Below are 16,599 nucleotides of genomic sequence, written 5' to 3' on the forward strand. Positions count from 1 at the left end.
TTAACATTAACAAATAGAACAATACAACCAAAAGTAACTTAACTTAATACTATAGGTATCAAATGGATAAGTATCGGAATATGCAGCTATTTTGTACGGTTGTCGATAGAGGCAGCTTTTCTAAAGCGGCCAAAGCATTAGGTATTACCCCAGCAATAGTCGGCAGACATATTGCCGCTATGGAGGAATCGTTGGGATTTAGACTTTTGAATCGTACAACACGCAGTATGCACCTTACCCCTGGAGGAAAAGCCTATTATGAAGGTGCGCAAACAGTATTGAGCCAGATAGAGCAATTAGAAGACTCGCTAACCACCGCCCATCAGAATAACCCTGAAGGTCTTATTCGCCTGTCTGCTCCCGATGCAATGGGCCCTTTTCTAATGAAGGCCATTAAAGATTTTCGAGCAGAATATTCTGGGATTCGATTTGATCTCGCCTTATCTAACAGTAAGTCAAATCTGATTGAGGAAGAGATCGACCTCAGTATTCGATTCGCATTCGAGTTACAAGATTCATCTTACATTGCAACCAAGCTCGGGGAGTCGGAGTTTGGTTTGTATGCAGCCCCATCATACATAGACGCGCATCACGTGCCTTCTAACTACAGCGATCTAAAAAATCATGACTGTCTACATATGGGCAGCTCAAGAGATGGCGATTATTGGATGCTTACTGTCGATGGTAAAAGCCTTTCGTATCGACAGCAGTGGGTTGCGGTCATCTCAGACACAAACACCTTAATCCAAGCGACTGTGGACGGAATGGGCATAGCCATGATACCAAGCGTATTTGTTAATACACACATCATCAATGGCGACTTAATCAAAATAGAAAACGTTGCGGAATTTCCAATCGTAAATATTTATGGAATGTATCCTACACGTAAACATGTGCCTTATAGGTTATCGCTGTTCTTGGAATACCTAAAAGCGAACCTTATTCGTATTGTTACTCCATAGGCAAATTTAGGCCCTTTTGCCATAACCCAACTCCTGCGGATGATGTGTGGTTAATAACGACTCAATTCTTTCTTTAACCAAAGCCTTATAAAAATCCACTCTCCATTTTCGTCTTGCATTTGCCCTAATTCGATACTCTAAGTAATAAGTATTGAGATATATCGGCTAATTGTTTCTTTTATTTGGCCGAATAAAATGTGCCAATATTCTATTTGATTAACACTGGCGAGCGATGTTTGGGCTTACGTTATTACTCACCCTCATTTGGGTTCCAAGTTTTATTCTTGATTTTTAAAATCTTTCCGACCTATATACGCTCAGAAAGCACTTATTTATTTACACAGGCATGCGTGTTTGAGCTACATCAGTATGGTGACGGTGTTGTGTCGAGCACTGTTGTTGGTATGAACAAACTATAGCTAATCCCATTTATGTTGATTAGATGGTTAATTTGAGTTTCAACACCCCAAATACGGGATGGCTGGAGAGGGCAGACGAAAGAGATATCGTCGTGACTACTATTAGCGAAAGTCGTTGAGTTGGGCAGTTTTGCTCAGGCGGCACGTGAACTCAATGTTCCTACAACAACGGTCAGCCGTAAGAGCTGACAACTCGAATCAAAGCTAGGTGGTAAGCTGTTCAATCGTTTGACTCGGGCGTTATCACTGACTGAGCTAGTTCAGCAAGTTTTACCTAAAGCACGGTTGGTCGCCGATACGGTTTTTGAACTCTACAGTGAAGCGGAAGAGTTCTCATCACCTGCAGTAAATAATCACCTCAAATGAATTTCTTAATTAATTAAAAGTTATCTGAATACGTATCAATCCCAAAAAATAACATTCTAAAAATGATCATGTAACAACTTGTTAACGATCTGTATTGTCTCTGTGTTCTCGGTATTAGTTGCATATCGCTACTGAGCTAGGAACATAACATTATTTTTGAGGATCTGAATATGAACGGAAAACTAATAGCGGCTTTATCGCTAAAGCTTAAGAAGCAAGACATCACTAGCCAACCACCAAGACTGGTGCGATCAAATGCTGCCTTTGAACCGAATCCAGCCCCATCAGAACACAACAAAAAAGAGTCTCGCTAATTAGCTTGCTACCCCTCAATGAGGCACTTGAGAGAGTGTCTTGTTGAAGATGTCTGCTGAGGAAAGGAATGGTTTATGAATAATATACAAAATAGTCTCTATGGTTTATTTGATGACAAAGGCGTGAGTCTTTCAAAAGAATATAAAGATTGCATCGAGCAGTATTTGGTATCTGATTTGTCTTTCACGTCTGAGATGATGAATGGCTTGGCTCGAACTATTTTTCAAAATAAAAAGATGATGGCTTACTACCTTTTGCACAATGCGATAGATGAAGCCAAAGGTGCGGCAAGGTTACGAATGATTGCTGAGCGGTATGCTGATGATGAGCTAAGGCCGCTTATGTTGCGTCATTATAATGATGAAATGAATCACTCTACGTTGTTTGCCAGCCTTATTCCTTTGACCGGCTATGAGACAGAAACACATGAACATGAGGTTCAATATGAGTTAGATAAAGTCATGAACTTTGACGATGAGATCAAGACGTTTCTGTTTAGGGTTCACTCTATTGAAATACGCTCATGGCGTTTATTGTTGCTGCATTTGGCGATCATCGATGAGTCTGACGATGATTACATGAAACAAATGCGTCCAACGATTCAAAAAATCTTAGAAGATGAAATGCAGCATGTCTCTTATACCGGGCAGTGTGTCAGTCGCTGGTTACATGCTGAGCCACACTTAAGCAAAGTTTTTGTTGAGTGCATCACTCACACGAATAAAGAAACATGGGAAGACCTCTCTTCTATGGCTTTATTTATGCGTGATCATATTCAAGACTTTCTTTTCGAATCGGCGGCTTAAATGACTCTCTGGCTTAGACTTTTAACATCGCGGAGCTCATTCGCGATGTTGGTTATTATCGCTATTGCATCGGTGATAGCGAATACGGGGTGGCGAGTTGTGATGAACAACTTCGCTGTCGACACTGTTGGTATGACAGGGGCTGACGTGGGTGTACTGCAGAGCGTTAGAGAAATTCCTGGCTTGCTTTCATTTACTGTGCTGTTTCTGTTGTTCATCGCTTCAGAACAGAGAGTCGCGGTATTGTCAGTTGCAACATTAGGGCTGGGCGTTGCAGTGACTGGGTATTTGCCTTCGATTTATGGCTTCTATTTTAGCACGACAATCATGTCTATCGGTTTCCATTATCTAGAAGCGGTAAACAAATCACTCTCGACTCAATTGTTAGCAACTGAGAATTTTAGTGAATCAATGGGAAAGATTCGCTCTGCTGCGTCACTTTTCTCCATGGTGACGTTTCTAGGTATTATGGTCGCGAGCTATCTGTTTGACGTTTCAGATAAGGTCATCTTCTTTACTTGTGGCCTAATATGTTTCTCACTGGCAGTTTATCTAATCACGTTTCGAGATACTCCCACAGAGGTCAAGCAACACACCAAACTCGTTATACGGCGTGAGTACACAACCTATTACATTCTGACCTTTTTGAGTGGGGCAAGAAGACAAATCTTTGTGGCATTTGCTGGCTTGCTGATGGTGACCAAGTTTCATTACACCGTCCCAATGATGGCTGCGCTGTTTATGGTCTCTAGCTTAGCTGCGACGCTTGCTTTGCCTTATGTTGGGCGCTTAATCGATAGAGTAGGCGAGAAGTTAGCGCTGATCATTGAGTATGCTGCGTTAGTGTTGGTGTTCTTATCCTACGCATTTGTGGATGATCATTATGCGGCGGCAGGGCTGTATGTTGTCGATAGTATTATTTTTAGTTTTGCGATCGCTTTAAATGCCTACTTTAAAAAGACAATTAGGGAAGATGAGGTGGCTTCAACGGCGAGTCTGTCGTTCACCATTAATCATATTGCAGCGGTGTTCTTGCCATTTTTGTTGGGAATAATTTGGATGTCTGGTTATCAATGGGTGTTTGTTACAGGAGCAGTGATTGCTTTGATTAGCCTATCGGTATCTTTGACTATGGGCACGGAGCTCCATCAGCGAATTAATGGGTTCCATAAGCTACAGAATCAATAGCGACTCTTATCAAGAGTCAAAGCATCTTACATTGAAGGCTCAGACCATTTACTAATGCTAAGGCAACTTGAACAACCACAGCCGTTCAACACAACGTTGGTGACATCGGTCAAGTCAGTGAAGTAGGGCGGTTGTAATCACTCTATAGAAAAAACGAAGGCCTCGCGTGCGCGAGGCCTTTTTTGTGTTTTGTAGGGCAAACAAAACAAAGTGGCAGATATATGTGAGAATCGGCTATAAATCCCCTCCTAACCTCCCCTTGGTTTACATCTCTAATCTCTTGTTGGTAATGGGGAAAGGGGAGGAACTTAATACTGATCGTTATGTGTGCTGAGATACATTGAGCGACAAAGAATGTTCTCCCCCTCGAACGTTAATCTAAACAGGTCGGTGAACTTCATTTGAGGAAGAGGCTCTGGTCCTGTTCAACACAACGTTGATGAAAGCGGTGAAGCCAGTGAAGTTCGAGAATGCGCTGTAGTTGTTAAAGGATCGCTGTAACAGTTCGATAGAAAAACTGATGTCTCGCGATTGCAGGGCATTCTTGTGTTCCGAGTGAAACTCAATTTCTCCTACGTTCTGACGTTGATAGTGATAGAATCTCTGCATTAGAAATATCGAGAACCACTATGTTTATCCATCATGTAAACGGCATCGACTGGCTGGTGATTACCGCCTTTGAAGAACTAAAACCGATGTTTATCGAAGATGCTGGCCCAATCCCATCGTACTTTTCTAGTAACAGTGAATTGAGTTTGATTGACCAAGCCAAGCGTAGCTATGGTTTTTTGCCGACACTTCGCGGTGTCGTCACTGATACTGGCACTTATCAGAGTAAAGATCTTGAAGAAGATTTGAACCCGCAGCTGGCCTGTATCGTTGAAGGTCGTGGGAGAGTGTTCATCTATCACGGCGACTACGTGGCTTTTGTTGATGATGAACAAACCTTCATTACCCGAATGGATTAAATTCAGTAAAGTAGGGCGGTTATAACCCTTGCTATATAAACTAAGGCCTCGCATTTGCGAGGCCTTTGTATTGAAGTTTAGTATTAACCGAGCTTAACGAAAGCTTGGGATAATCGCTGGGATACCTGGTAGAAGGCCAACCAACGCCATCACGCTTGTTAGAACAACAAACATAATGCCCGGTAGTACCCAACGGCTCATCTTACTCAGTTCACCACTACGTTCTTTACAGCCAACTAAGCCTAAGTTGTCTAACAGCATGGTGAGAGACCAACCAAATGCTGGGTTCACAAGTGCTGATGAGAACACAACAATCGCTGCTGATTGAGTGGTTTTTCCTTCACGTGTCATCTCCATTCCCGCTTCTAGCAGTGGAACGAATACACCTACAATCAGAGCGACACACAGTACCGGTTGCCAGATAGCTAAATCCATCGGGTAGCCCCAAACCGCTCCGATGATACAGAACAGAGCCGTCAGCAAAGCACCTGCCGGAATAGGGCGCTTAGCAATCGCTGCAGGTACGATGTAAGTACCCCATGAAGAGGTAAAGTTAGTACCACCAAGTAGCGAGCCGAATGTTTGACGAATAGACGCTGTGGTCATGGTGTCATCAATGTTCATGTGTACTTTTTCAGTGCGCTCTGGGTAGCTGATCTTTTGGAATACTTGATGCCCTAAGAAGTCTGGTGACCACATCGCTACCGCAAGAATCGCGAACGGCAGTACTACCATGAAGTGCTCAATCGTCGGTAGGCCAAGCATCCAACCGGTATTTTCTCCCCACCAATACATAGGGTTCATGTTCGGTAGGCCCGGCTCTGTGTGGAAAGCGAATGGGGCACCCATGGCAAATGCAATCGTACCACCTAGCAAGCAGCTAAGAGGCACAGCTAACCAACGTTTACGGAAGTGTTCCAATAGTGCATACAAGATAATGGTGCAGAAGATCACGACAAAAGCGATGTGGCTCATGCCGATGCCTTCTGCCCAAGCGAACAGCTTTTTCACCTGAGAAGCTGTGCCCACGAAGCCAAGGTAGAGCAACAATCCGCCACACACACCTTTACTGGTGAGGTTAGCCAACATACTGCCGCCTTTACTGATGGCTAACAGCAAGCCAAATGCGCCAATCAGCAAGCCAAAGGCCATTGGGTGACCGCCAGCAGCAACCACGATAGGGATTAATGGAATAAGTGGGCCGTGTGTACCTGCGAGGTTGGCCGTTGGTAGTAGAAAACCAGAGAAAAGGATGATGAAGACAGAAGCAATAAGGAGTTCGTATCGAACGTTTTCTAGAATAAAGTCTTCATTTAACCCAAGCGCTCCAGCAAAAGTGGCAGCAATTGCACCGACCATTACTACTTTACCAATAGTCGCGGCCATGGCTGGGATGGTGTCTTCTATCTCAAATCGATAATCTTTAAACGGTAAATTTGGACGCCAGCGCTTAGGCGACATGATTTGTAATTCGTGCTCTAGATACTGTTCTCGGGTTTCAAACTCTGAGCTTGGTTTGTGTTGTTGTTCATAGGAGAGTTCGTCCTCATGGGTCTGAGGCTCCTCTCTTGGTATATTTACGGACTCTAAAGTACTGCTCATTTTGATTCCTTTCTTTCACACTCTAAGGTGTGTTGTTCCAACAAACGTTATTGACTCATGCAGATGTGCAAACAATGCGTCAACTTATAATTAAAAATTCGTTAACATTTAGTTGTTAGTACCTTATACCAAACCCAAAAAAACAAATAGAGTCAGGCAGTTAGACATTAGTCGTAGGATGAAGGCACTAGAATGAAAGCCTGTAACTTGGATGGGGAAGCTTGTTTGTAGACGATGAACTTAATGGGTAATAAACGAATATCTAACAAGAAATGCTTGGCGCTAAAGCATCCGTTAAAGTCTATCGATTATTACTTGCTAGAAGTCTTGGGTGTGGTTTGATGGTGAAGCTGTCTGAAAAGTAAACGATACGCTGAGACCAAGGTATACGCTAGAAGGCAACTTTTAGTAATCCAAAGGAAGAAAGGCAGCTGTTGTTATGAGTTTTGCCAAAGCTAAATGTAAATCCGTCTGATAGCAACGTTTTGAATTAAATTTATTGATAATAATTCTCATTACGTTATTTTGTTGTCTCAAACATACTCATTGTTGCGGAGACCAACATGGAACACTCGGATATTACTCAACTGCTTATTCCAAAGAGCGATTGGGCATCGCCTGATCTCTTTCTCTATGAAGGAGAAGACAAACTTCACCTGAGCTTAGAAGGCGCAATTCAATACAGTGGATTGAACAGCATTGGTGGTGTGGTTCTAGGCTTTAGGATGATCCAACACGCGGTGCAACTCGCGGCGGGTGACCAGTCTTTGCAACGTGATGGCATCAGCATTTATACCGCGTTCCCTGGACGTGGTGCACAAGATGCCTTTGAGTACACATGCCGTGCACTGCGTGATAAACGTTATTGTTGTGATACCACATTGCACCACCCAGCAGCGCAAACAGGGCAACGTGGTCAGTTCCTATTTACGATTCGCTTGAATGAGCAATCTATGGTGATGACGCCAGCAAACGGACTACCACGAAAAAGCTACTTTGAAGCTGACCGACATTCACAAGACGGTCGAGAAGCTGCGTTGAGATGGCGTGACGAGAAGATCAACTTCGCCAATACACTCTTGAGCTTGTCGCCAGAAGAGTGCTTGCGCGTGTTGTAGCTCTCCGTTTCCATAAGCAGAATGAGCTCACGAACTGAATGAAGCTTGGAAACAGAATAGTCACCATAGGTCGCTCGCTTTTAAGTGGGCGACTTTTTTGTATCAGCGCTCGCGGAAACCAGATTCCTGGCCGCGCTTAGGCTTGCTGGAATGACTCGTTTTCTGCTAACACATTTAAGCGTATAGGTGAGGCAGTTTTCATATCATTACGCTGTGTATGGTTATACAAAGTGATATACTTTTTACGTAAGGCTTTGAAGAGCTGATGAATTAAAGGATTAGTACGATGGCAAAAACGATCTCATTGGTACTGGGTAGTGGTGGCGCAAGAGGCTTGGTTCATGTTGGCGTTATCCGCTGGCTCATTGAACATGGCTATGAGATCAAATCTATCTCTGGCTGTTCAATTGGCGCGCTTATTGGTGGGGTTTACGCGGCGGGTAAGTTGGACGAATTCGAAGAGTGGATCACCAGTATCGACCAATCAGATATGACTATGCTGTTGGACTTTTCATGGCAATCGAGCGGGATGTTCAAAGGGGATAAGATCATAGACTCTCTACGTCAGTTAATCGGTGAGATTGCTATTGAAGAGCTGCCTATTCCTTATACCGCCGTTGCTGCTAATGTCGCTGAAGAAAAAGAGGTTTGGCTGAAGTCCGGTTCTCTGTTTGATGCCATTCGCGCTTCTATCTCTCTGCCACTGTTCTTCACACCTCATGTCATCAATGGTGAAGAACTTATTGATGGCGGAGTGCTTAATCCTGTACCGATTGCACCAACCTTCGGCGACAACACAGATGTCACGATAGCTGTGAACTTAGGTGGCGAACCTGAACTGCTTAAACAAGAAGTGACACCAGTTTCCCTGCCGACGAAAGAGAGCAACCTGCACGATAAGGTTGCTAATTTTATTGATAACCTAGGCAATAACGTCAAAAGTAAAATGAGCTTCAACTTTGCGGCCTACGATATTGCCAACCAAGCATTTGATGCGATGCAGTCGACCATTGCACGCCAAAAACTAGCCGCTTATCCTGCCGATATTACCCTTGAAGTCCCACGTAATGCCTGTGGCACCTTAGAGTTTGAACGCTCAAAGGAGATGATAGATAGAGGCTATCATTTGGCACAGGCGACACTGGGCAACAGACTTTAATGTGATGGTTACTGACTCGAGGAAGAGAGTATTTATGGAAACGGAACTCAAACAACTTGAACTCAACGATTTGATGGCAACAAAAGATGTCATTGTGCTTACCAGCATAGAAGAGCAGGCGATATCTTGGCTCACAAGTTACTATCAAAAAAACGCTGATATTCAGGTTATCGAGAACGCACATCAACTAGAGACAGACACGATTTTGGCGCAATGCCGAAGCGGCCTTAACGAAAGTAAAAAGGTGATACTCACCGCCCAGTTTCGTAGCCAACTTCCTATCATCAATATCGCTTCACTGTGTAATGAGAAGCGCAAATCATTGATCAACATTGAGCTATCAGATTGGGATGAAGAGCAGTGCCTTCCTCAGTCGTTTAGTAGTTTTTAGGTAACAACTTTGCCTTAATCTCCCTTTATTTATATCTTCGGTATCTTACTGGTACGGATGTAAACAATGATGGTATCCGTGATGACATTGAGGCGTTTATTGATGTGTTAGAAGTGACCGAGCCTGTCCGAAAAGCCTTAAAACAAAATGCCCATTACGCACAAGAGAGTCTGTATCACGGCTGGAGTGTAAAGAATAGCGCCAATATAAAAAAGGCATTAGCGATTAGCCATAAACATAACAAAGTTCTCGCTTGTAAAGAGTTTGTTGGTATTCCCGTAAGAGATATAACCAATACAGGGCAACCGACGGCTAGCTTGCTCTATCTATGGGTTTTATTTGGTTGAGGTAACGAGAAAGTGCTTCCACTAAGTCTGACTTAATCAGTGGTTTCGTTAACACTTCATTTGCGCCTGCTTCAATGAAAGCTAGAGTTGATGTTTGCATGATATCGGCAGTCCAACCAAAGATAACAAGATCGTCATGTCCAGCTTGTCGTATTTTTCGAACCGTTTCCAAACCATTCATTTCCGGCATATGGTTATCAATAATAAATAGGTTGAAACGACCGGTTTCTAAGTGTGTTAAAGCCTCATAGCCACTATTACAGGTAACGCACTCAACGTTTAATTTATCCAAGAATCCTTTGGCGATAATAAGGTTCATTTTGTTGTCATCTGTCACTAGAATCTTAAATGGAGACAGGTCGATTTGCTCTGTTATTGGATGCTTATCATCTTCGGCCTTAATTGATGGTAGGTTTATAACAAAGCTGAACTTGCTTCCTGTACCAAGCTCGCTTTGTACAATAAGTTTACCGTTCATCAAGGTCACAAGTTTATGGCAAATTGCCAACCCAAGTCCGGTCCCACCATAATGCCGAGTCGTTGAGACGTCTGCTTGCTCAAACTCATTGAAGATTGAGCTCAGTCTTTCAGCTCGGATGCCGATACCTGAATCTTCTACCGTAAATTCCATCGCGGAGTGATCTAATGGGTTGATACTGACAGTGATCGAACCATTCGCTGTGAACTTCAATGCGTTCCCAACTAAATTTAGAATGACTTGTCGGATCCGAACTGAATCGCCGCTGTAGGCAGAGGATGCATTACTGTTATCTCGCAAAGAGAACTCAATCCCTTTTTCTGAACATAAGGTCTGATAAGTGTTTAACACGGGGTTAGTGATGTCGCACATTTTGAATGAGTGTGGATCAATTTCTAAACTGTCATTCTCTATTTTGGCTAAGTCTAGAATATCATTAAGAATGGCAATTAAGTGCTCGCCTGAGTCAAGTGCTAACTGAAGAACCTCCCTTTGCTCAGCTTTTTCCAAGTCTTCTACCAACATCTGTAGAATACCCAGTAAGCCATTCATTGGAGTTCTAATTTCATGGCTCATTGTCGCCAAGAACAGTGATTTTGCATCATTCGCCTGGCGAGCATTGTTTGCCTGTTCTTCTAATTCCTTCTCAAGCTGCTTAAATTCTGTGATATCACGTTCAATGGCGATAAAACGTTCAACTTCACCTTTCACGTTGCGTAAAGGTACGATATCAATATCAATCCAGTAGGGCGTTTTATCGATCGCGTAATTCAATATTTCTGCTTTAACTTGGTTTCCTTGTTGAATCGCAGAACCTATTCGATTTATTGTGCTAACAGAAGTCTCTTCACCTTGTAAAAATGAGCCTGGCCTTAACCCTTTGATGGAGTCTAAGCGGTAACCTGTCATTCGTTCAAAAGCACTGTTTACCCACTCAATACGTCCTTTATTATCGGTTATCACAACGCCATCTCTGGCTGTCTTGACTACGGTGGCAAGAAGGTGACTTTCACGTTCTTGCTCTGCTAGTCGTTTGTTGGATTCCTCTAGGAGCTTTTTGGAACCAGCCAATTCTTTGTGGGGATTAACGAATAATTTTTGCCCGATAAAAAACACTAAAATTGAACTGAGTGCTAATACAATCAAAAGCCCATTTATCAGCTCCTTCTGTAAGCTTAACAGCTGGTTGGTAACAAAAGAGCGGCTTACCCCTTGAGTCAATACTAAATCACCTCTTGTTAAAGCCGTTTGAGTCAATAGCCAGTCTTCTTCACTGTATTTATTTTTAATTGGTATGTGTGAATGATGGCCATGAGAGTGTGTATGCGAGTTATCTTCTTCAATAAGAGATGCGATCGGTGAGCTTATTTGACTGAGCTCGTACCAACGCTCTCGGTTCGTGACAAACGAGCCAAAGAAATCATCATAATCGACAGCGGTTTCACCATATAGCACGCCTACGAAATCGCTGCCTTGAAGTAACGGCATAAATAGCTTGATACAAATATGGTTAGCATCATCATGCAAAAGGTAAAGGATACGATCATCGACTTCCTGATTCGCTATCGCGTCAAAGATAGCTTGCTCTTGCTTTGATGCGGGATGACGAAATGTATCTTCAAACAACAGCTGGCCGGTACGGTCTCGCACGGCAAATTGCATTGACTGGTTCTGCCCCTTGAATCGCTCAAGATGAAATGAGAGCCGTTCTATATTTGAGACCGACACTGCGTCGATGACCCCTTGGTATTGCGAAGCTAAAACAATGCGGTCTTCTGCAACCTCGAGATACTTTTCCATAAAAATTTTGGCAGACTCAAGCTCGAAGCTACTGTTACCGCTTTGCAGTTGTTTGACGGTCGATTGGCTGTGATTAGAGAGTACATAAAGTGAAATGCCGCCGTAGGTCAAAGACGTAAGCAAGAGAAAGAGTACAAGCAACACTTTGGGGCTAATAGAAGATAGCTTGGTCATGCTGAAATGACTTCCATGTTATTTTTTGGAGTTATATGAAAAATATAGGATAGATATCTTGTCTATGGGCTTGTTTATCCGTTTTGTCGAATAGAATGGGTGCTGACTAGTTCCATTCTCATAGCCCTTGATTCGCCGAGTTATTGCAAAACTTCCTTAAATATCTATGTTTAATATAGAAAACCAATACAAAAAGGGTCATTTAAGTATGGATGCCACTCCCGTCAAAGTTCTGTTTGTGTGCGTGAAGAAAGGTGTAAGAGCGGCTATCGCTAAAGCGATTGTCGAGCTGCAATCTAATGGGGTGATACACGCTAGCTGTTGTGGTTTTGAGCCAGGACCAACCCCCCAAGTTCTCTTAGATGAGTTGTCTAACATGCTTGACGTTGCAATAATTGGCGAGAGTAAAACAGTATTTGAATACAAAAAGACTAATGAAAAATTTGACTACGTGATTACGCTTTGCGACCAAGCAAGTAATGAGCAGTGTCACTTGTTTGTTGGATGTGTGAACTTGTTTTGCTCTCACGTACCCCATAGGCTCCATTGGGCTATCCCCAATTTGGCTGGTGCAATAGATCTGCCAGAGAGAGAAAGGGCCCAGTTTGTAAGAGGGGTTGTAGAACAAATAGATCTTAAAGTGACGCAACTTGTGGCAATGGCACAAACAAACGGCTAAATGGTCTCTCAGTTTGCGTTAATGTGGATTTACTTACCTTACGGGTAACTTGGTTTTTGTCTTTACCTGTCCAAACGCGAAGCTGGATTCAATTGAAGCAATATTGGGCAGGCGAGTTAAATGCTTGCGAATAAACTGCTCGTAGCTTTTTAAAGATTCACTTACTACATGCAATAGGTAGTCGTGATTCCCCGTCATTAAAAAACACTCTAACACTTCATCAATCGCTTCAATGTGCTGCTCAAAGTCTCGCATGTTCTCTTCAGTCGGCTTTTCAAGCTTCACCAACACAAACACATTTACGGGCAGGCCGCACGCTTCTTGGTCGACACTGGCGTGATAGCCACGGATGATCCCTTGTTTCTCTAATGCTCGAACTCGGCGTAAACAAGGGGAGGGAGAAAGCGCGACGCGGTCGGCTAACTCTTGGTTGGTGAGTCGTGCGTTGCTTTGCAGTTCAGCCAGTATCTTTTTGTCGATCTCATCCATTGGCATATTCCATCAATATTAGACCGTAGTTGGCAATATTATTGCTCAAAGTGTATGTCTTACTTCGCAAATAGCAATATTTAACATCTATGTAACACTAAAATTAAAGGAGGTACAACAAGGATGGAATGACTTAGCAATTATGAATACTTCAACGCAACTTAGCCCCCTACGTAAAACCACCAAACACGAACAAGCAGAAGCCCTCGCCATTGAGCAAGCAAAACACTTTGGTATTGATCCAAGCAGCGATTACGGCACCACGCTGGTGGAATTAGCGACGACACTGTACAAAGCCAATACCAAGACACACGATCTTTGGGCATTGACGGTTGATGGCCTTTCAGAGCTGGATAAGAGTGACCGTATCGCTTGGTTTAACGCCAAACGTTTCCTGTCGTTCCAGATCGCTAAGATCCTCGATAACCTACAAAACCCAATGCGCGCGACTTACCAATCCATAGCGACTAACAATGGTAATTTTGCCTCAAAAGGCGCGTATCCGATTTTCGACAATGTGGCGGCTATATTTTCCGCAAGCCCTGTCATTACTCGCACCGCGACCTATTTGTTTGCCTGTACTGAATGGATTGAAGACGCATTCAACGGTAAAGAGCCACTGCACGATATCTATTCTCGACTTCTCAACCCGACATCGATTTCACTTGCGAACCACATGGTTGATCTAGAGGCAGGCTCAAGAGCCAATGAGTACCTCGCATGGAACTTTAATTCAGGTATGGCGGCTATTGATGGGCTGTTGAGCCATTTACTTGGTCATGAAGATATTGTGTTGGCTTCACGCAACATCTATGGCGGGTCGTACCAACTGTTGGAAGATTGGTTCGGTAAGCCGTCGAACTTGAATGTCGCGGTAGAGTGGGTGGATGGTTATTCCGGAGATGAGTTTGCGACTCGGCTTGATGAGGTTGCCGATAAATATGCTGATCGCCTCGCTGTAGGCAAGAAAATCTACGTTTACCTTGAGTCACCGTGTAACCCGCACGGCTATGTATTAGATGTTGCGAGTATAAGTAAAGCCGGTCACTCTCGTGGTTGGGATGTGATTGTTGACTCGACAGTGGGCACACCACTGCTGCACCCAGTATTAAAACGCGATGATGTGATGGAAAGGCCAGATTATGTGATTCACTCGTATACCAAAGAGCTTGCCGGTTCTGGCACCACCACAGCAGGTGTTGTGATTGGGCGCAACGAGACCATGTTTGTGCCAAAAGGAGAGGATGTCACTTTCACCAAGCCCAATGGCGATGAGGCGACGATTCCTTGGAACGAAACCCTGTTCTGGAATGTGTATTACATTAAAGGCGCATTCTTAGATGCAGACAAAGCGTTTGAAGTGCTTAACGGCATGAAAACCTATGAGATGCGTGTGGTGCAGAAAACGATTAATACACTGACGCTGGCGAAGATCTTTGATGCTCACCCAGACATCAATGTTTCATGTCCCGCTTTACCAGACAGCGATAACTATGAGCACTGCCAAAACAACATGTACTTGGGGCTACCCGCCGCGCTGTTTACTATCGATATGGAAGGTAATGGCGACCGTGCACCAATCAATCGAGATGGGTTCAAGCAGTTCTTCGATATGCTTGAACCCGCTATCGGTATGCAAGTAAGCCTTGGGCAAACCAATACGGTGGCGTTGTGTCCTGCATTGACCACTCACTCAGAGTTGAGCGACGAGGCACTTAATGAAGCAGGCATTAAACCTACGACTATGCGTATCTCGATTGGTTTAGAAGATCCTCGCATGTTTATTGCACATATTATCGAGGCGGCTAAGTTATCGATTGACCGTAAACACACAGACTTCTCATCGAGCTTCCCGAGTGATGACAATATCGATGAAATCTATATGCAAACTTATATGGATGTACACCAGAGGTTTGTGAAGAGTCTGCCTAAGTTCGGACAGCTTAGTCAGTAAAGGTGGTTAAAATTCTACCAAAAGGAATTATGTCAGCAAACAAAAACACCCCATCGAGTGGATAGTCGATCGGGTGTTATTTGTTTATTGTGGAGACTTATGCTTCAAGTTACGCCCAACTAAGTCGTGCATTTTCTTTATTGGATTCAGTTTCTATAATTTCATTCATTAAACGATCAATTTGGAATACGACTTGGATACTCGCATCTTCCATCGCTTGAACCGCTGTGATTATGCCTTTTTTATTCCCTGACGCTGCTTGATGCATGGCTTTTCGACCGTTGTCATGTACCTGTTTATGTGGCTCTTCAAGCAATTGATAGCTTCTCATATGACTGTAAGCCTTACCATCACCGCGATAATACCACTGGCCTAGACGACACTCTGAATGAGTATTGATAGTTTCACCAAAAGCACCGCTTTGGAGTAGGCGATAGGTATTATTTTTCCAGATAGCGTGGTCGAGTTTTACCGAGTCTAAGAACGCACGGGTAGAAGCTATATGAATAACTTGCTTCATGTTTTCTGACTTCACAACCACTTCGTTAACAATAGAGCTTATTTGCGCGGAAGACGCTGATACTTCTTCTGCGCAAACTTGGTTCTCTCCAATAGAGGTTTTTATCGCGTTTACTTGCCCCAAAACTTGCTTTACTAATGAGTCAATTTTTTCGCTAGCTTCACTGGCCTTACCCGCAAGGGTTCTTACTTCGTCAGCGACGACTGCAAATCCGCGTCCAGCTTCACCTGCGCGCGCGGCTTCAATAGCAGCGTTTAATGCTAAAAGGTTAGTTTGGTCTGAAATCTCTTGGATAGTCGATACCAGGTTAGAAATAGCGCCAGCCGTATGATCCAATATATCGACAGATTGAATGCTTTGAGATGCCTGATCGCTGATCTTGATTGCTCGGTTGTCTAGGCGCACCAATGCTTGATGTGTTTGTTTAAACATATCGTCCAGCTGTTGAAGCTCTTGGTTTTCATGAGCCATAGATTTCGCACTTTCAACCATCTCTTTTTGAATGGTTTTGAGCATATCTCCACCTTTCAAGCAATTAGACATCATTTGACTGCTGTTGTGATGTTGTTGATGTGTCGATTGAGCGAGGTTTTGCGACTTATTTAATTCCATTTCGAGAGCATTAATATCAGATTCATGCTTCTTTTTTAGTTCGGCAAGTTCCTTTTTAAGTGATTGGTTGTCTAGTTTTATTCGTTTTATTCCAAACATAAAATACCTATATGTATAGACTGGGAAGCTATTTACGTGGCTAATAATGTAACTTATGGTGATAAGGTATTGGTTTTAAAGGTAATAATTGTCGGTTGGATTGTAACAAAATATTATTTGGTTGTTAGCCTTATTATCTTGTCTAGGTTGATT

14 protein-coding genes and 2 pseudogenes are annotated in these 16,599 nt (G+C 43.3%); 12 read left to right on the forward strand and 4 right to left on the reverse strand.

The window, feature by feature from the left end:
• Nucleotides 1-62 precede the first annotated feature (62 nt).
• The 6 genes and pseudogenes from F0251_RS06050 to F0251_RS06075 all read left to right on the forward strand — a co-directional run bounded on the left by F0251_RS06050 (nt 63) and on the right by F0251_RS06075 (nt 5,024).
• Entirely contained in the window at nt 63-962 is a 900-nt protein-coding gene (locus F0251_RS06050; RefSeq protein ID WP_171730571.1) for a LysR family transcriptional regulator, read from the forward strand.
• Nucleotides 963-1,492: 530 nt separating this feature from the next.
• Nucleotides 1,493-1,570: pseudogene (locus F0251_RS24445) on the forward strand (hypothetical protein); the annotation flags it as partial.
• Nucleotides 1,571-1,917: 347 nt separating this feature from the next.
• Nucleotides 1,918-2,061, forward strand: a complete 144-nt coding sequence (locus F0251_RS06060) for a hypothetical protein (protein ID WP_155647293.1) — start codon at nt 1,918-1,920, stop codon at nt 2,059-2,061.
• Between the two features lie 75 nt (nt 2,062-2,136).
• Nucleotides 2,137-2,868: a GTPase gene (locus F0251_RS06065; protein ID WP_105059371.1), complete on the forward strand. Its 732-nt coding sequence runs from the start codon at nt 2,137-2,139 to the stop codon at nt 2,866-2,868.
• Between the two features lie 45 nt (nt 2,869-2,913).
• Complete coding sequence (locus F0251_RS06070; protein ID WP_105059372.1) at nt 2,914-4,056, forward strand: MFS transporter; 1,143 nt, start codon at nt 2,914-2,916, stop codon at nt 4,054-4,056.
• 629 nt (nt 4,057-4,685) lie between these two features.
• Nucleotides 4,686-5,024: a hypothetical protein gene (locus tag F0251_RS06075; protein WP_061031572.1), complete on the forward strand. Its 339-nt coding sequence runs from the start codon at nt 4,686-4,688 to the stop codon at nt 5,022-5,024.
• Between the two features lie 93 nt (nt 5,025-5,117).
• On the opposite strand, the gene F0251_RS06080 is transcribed toward F0251_RS06075, so the two are convergent.
• Nucleotides 5,118-6,626 carry a DUF3360 domain-containing protein gene (locus F0251_RS06080; RefSeq protein WP_171730572.1) on the reverse strand — a complete coding sequence of 503 codons (1,509 nt, stop codon included), beginning with the start codon at nt 6,624-6,626 and terminating at the stop codon, nt 5,118-5,120.
• Between the two features lie 563 nt (nt 6,627-7,189).
• On the opposite strand from F0251_RS06080, the gene F0251_RS06085 reads away from it, so the two are divergent.
• The 4 genes and pseudogenes from F0251_RS06085 to F0251_RS24450 form a co-directional block, all read left to right on the forward strand.
• Complete coding sequence (locus F0251_RS06085; RefSeq protein ID WP_105056965.1) at nt 7,190-7,744, forward strand: hypothetical protein; 555 nt, start codon at nt 7,190-7,192, stop codon at nt 7,742-7,744.
• A 286-nt stretch (nt 7,745-8,030) separates the two neighbouring features.
• Nucleotides 8,031-8,903 (forward strand): patatin-like phospholipase family protein, encoded by an 873-nt coding sequence (locus F0251_RS06090; protein WP_171730573.1) that lies wholly within the window; start codon nt 8,031-8,033, stop codon nt 8,901-8,903.
• 34 nt (nt 8,904-8,937) lie between these two features.
• Nucleotides 8,938-9,294 carry a hypothetical protein gene (locus F0251_RS06095; RefSeq protein WP_116870391.1) on the forward strand — a complete coding sequence of 119 codons (357 nt, stop codon included), beginning with the start codon at nt 8,938-8,940 and terminating at the stop codon, nt 9,292-9,294.
• Nucleotides 9,295-9,338: 44 nt separating this feature from the next.
• Nucleotides 9,339-9,599: pseudogene (locus tag F0251_RS24450) on the forward strand (chromosome partitioning protein ParA); the annotation flags it as partial.
• A 7-nt stretch (nt 9,600-9,606) separates the two neighbouring features.
• On the opposite strand, the gene F0251_RS06100 reads toward F0251_RS24450, so the two are convergent.
• Nucleotides 9,607-12,093 (reverse strand): ATP-binding protein, encoded by a 2,487-nt coding sequence (locus F0251_RS06100; protein ID WP_171730574.1) that lies wholly within the window; start codon nt 12,091-12,093, stop codon nt 9,607-9,609.
• 208 nt (nt 12,094-12,301) lie between these two features.
• Here F0251_RS06100 and F0251_RS06105 point away from each other — a divergent pair, with 208 nt between their 5' ends.
• A complete protein-coding gene (locus tag F0251_RS06105; protein WP_171730575.1) occupies nt 12,302-12,772 on the forward strand; it encodes a hypothetical protein in 471 nt (156 codons plus the stop codon).
• A 33-nt stretch (nt 12,773-12,805) separates the two neighbouring features.
• Here the strand turns inward: F0251_RS06105 and F0251_RS06110 are convergent, their stop codons facing one another.
• Nucleotides 12,806-13,261: an Lrp/AsnC family transcriptional regulator gene (locus F0251_RS06110; RefSeq protein WP_171730576.1), complete on the reverse strand. Its 456-nt coding sequence runs from the start codon at nt 13,259-13,261 to the stop codon at nt 12,806-12,808.
• A 142-nt stretch (nt 13,262-13,403) separates the two neighbouring features.
• Here F0251_RS06110 and F0251_RS06115 point away from each other — a divergent pair, with 142 nt between their 5' ends.
• A complete protein-coding gene (locus F0251_RS06115) occupies nt 13,404-15,215 on the forward strand; it encodes a PLP-dependent aspartate aminotransferase family protein (RefSeq protein WP_171730577.1) in 1,812 nt (603 codons plus the stop codon).
• Nucleotides 15,216-15,324: 109 nt separating this feature from the next.
• Here F0251_RS06115 and F0251_RS06120 read toward each other — a convergent pair whose 3' ends face one another.
• A complete protein-coding gene (locus F0251_RS06120) occupies nt 15,325-16,446 on the reverse strand; it encodes a methyl-accepting chemotaxis protein (protein WP_171730578.1) in 1,122 nt (373 codons plus the stop codon).
• Nucleotides 16,447-16,599 lie beyond the last annotated feature (153 nt).

It is taken from the genome of Vibrio sp. 070316B, from assembly GCF_013114115.1.
Classification (GTDB): Bacteria; Pseudomonadota; Gammaproteobacteria; order Enterobacterales; family Vibrionaceae; genus Vibrio; species Vibrio chagasii_B.

Coding starts and splice junctions, on each gene's coding strand:
- F0251_RS06115 (WP_171730577.1), top strand. CDS start 13,404: ATGAATACTTCAACGCAACTTAGCCCCCTACGTAAAACCACCAAACAC.
- F0251_RS06050 (WP_171730571.1), top strand. CDS start 63: ATGGATAAGTATCGGAATATGCAGCTATTTTGTACGGTTGTCGATAGA.
- F0251_RS06060 (WP_155647293.1), top strand. CDS start 1,918: ATGAACGGAAAACTAATAGCGGCTTTATCGCTAAAGCTTAAGAAGCAA.
- F0251_RS06085 (WP_105056965.1), top strand. CDS start 7,190: ATGGAACACTCGGATATTACTCAACTGCTTATTCCAAAGAGCGATTGG.
- F0251_RS06065 (WP_105059371.1), top strand. CDS start 2,137: ATGAATAATATACAAAATAGTCTCTATGGTTTATTTGATGACAAAGGC.
- F0251_RS06090 (WP_171730573.1), top strand. CDS start 8,031: ATGGCAAAAACGATCTCATTGGTACTGGGTAGTGGTGGCGCAAGAGGC.
- F0251_RS06110 (WP_171730576.1), bottom strand. CDS start 13,261: ATGGATGAGATCGACAAAAAGATACTGGCTGAACTGCAAAGCAACGCA.
- F0251_RS06100 (WP_171730574.1), bottom strand. CDS start 12,093: ATGACCAAGCTATCTTCTATTAGCCCCAAAGTGTTGCTTGTACTCTTT.
- F0251_RS06070 (WP_105059372.1), top strand. CDS start 2,914: ATGTTGGTTATTATCGCTATTGCATCGGTGATAGCGAATACGGGGTGG.
- F0251_RS06080 (WP_171730572.1), bottom strand. CDS start 6,626: ATGAGCAGTACTTTAGAGTCCGTAAATATACCAAGAGAGGAGCCTCAG.
- F0251_RS06120 (WP_171730578.1), bottom strand. CDS start 16,446: ATGTTTGGAATAAAACGAATAAAACTAGACAACCAATCACTTAAAAAG.
- F0251_RS06105 (WP_171730575.1), top strand. CDS start 12,302: ATGGATGCCACTCCCGTCAAAGTTCTGTTTGTGTGCGTGAAGAAAGGT.
- F0251_RS06095 (WP_116870391.1), top strand. CDS start 8,938: ATGGAAACGGAACTCAAACAACTTGAACTCAACGATTTGATGGCAACA.
- F0251_RS06075 (WP_061031572.1), top strand. CDS start 4,686: ATGTTTATCCATCATGTAAACGGCATCGACTGGCTGGTGATTACCGCC.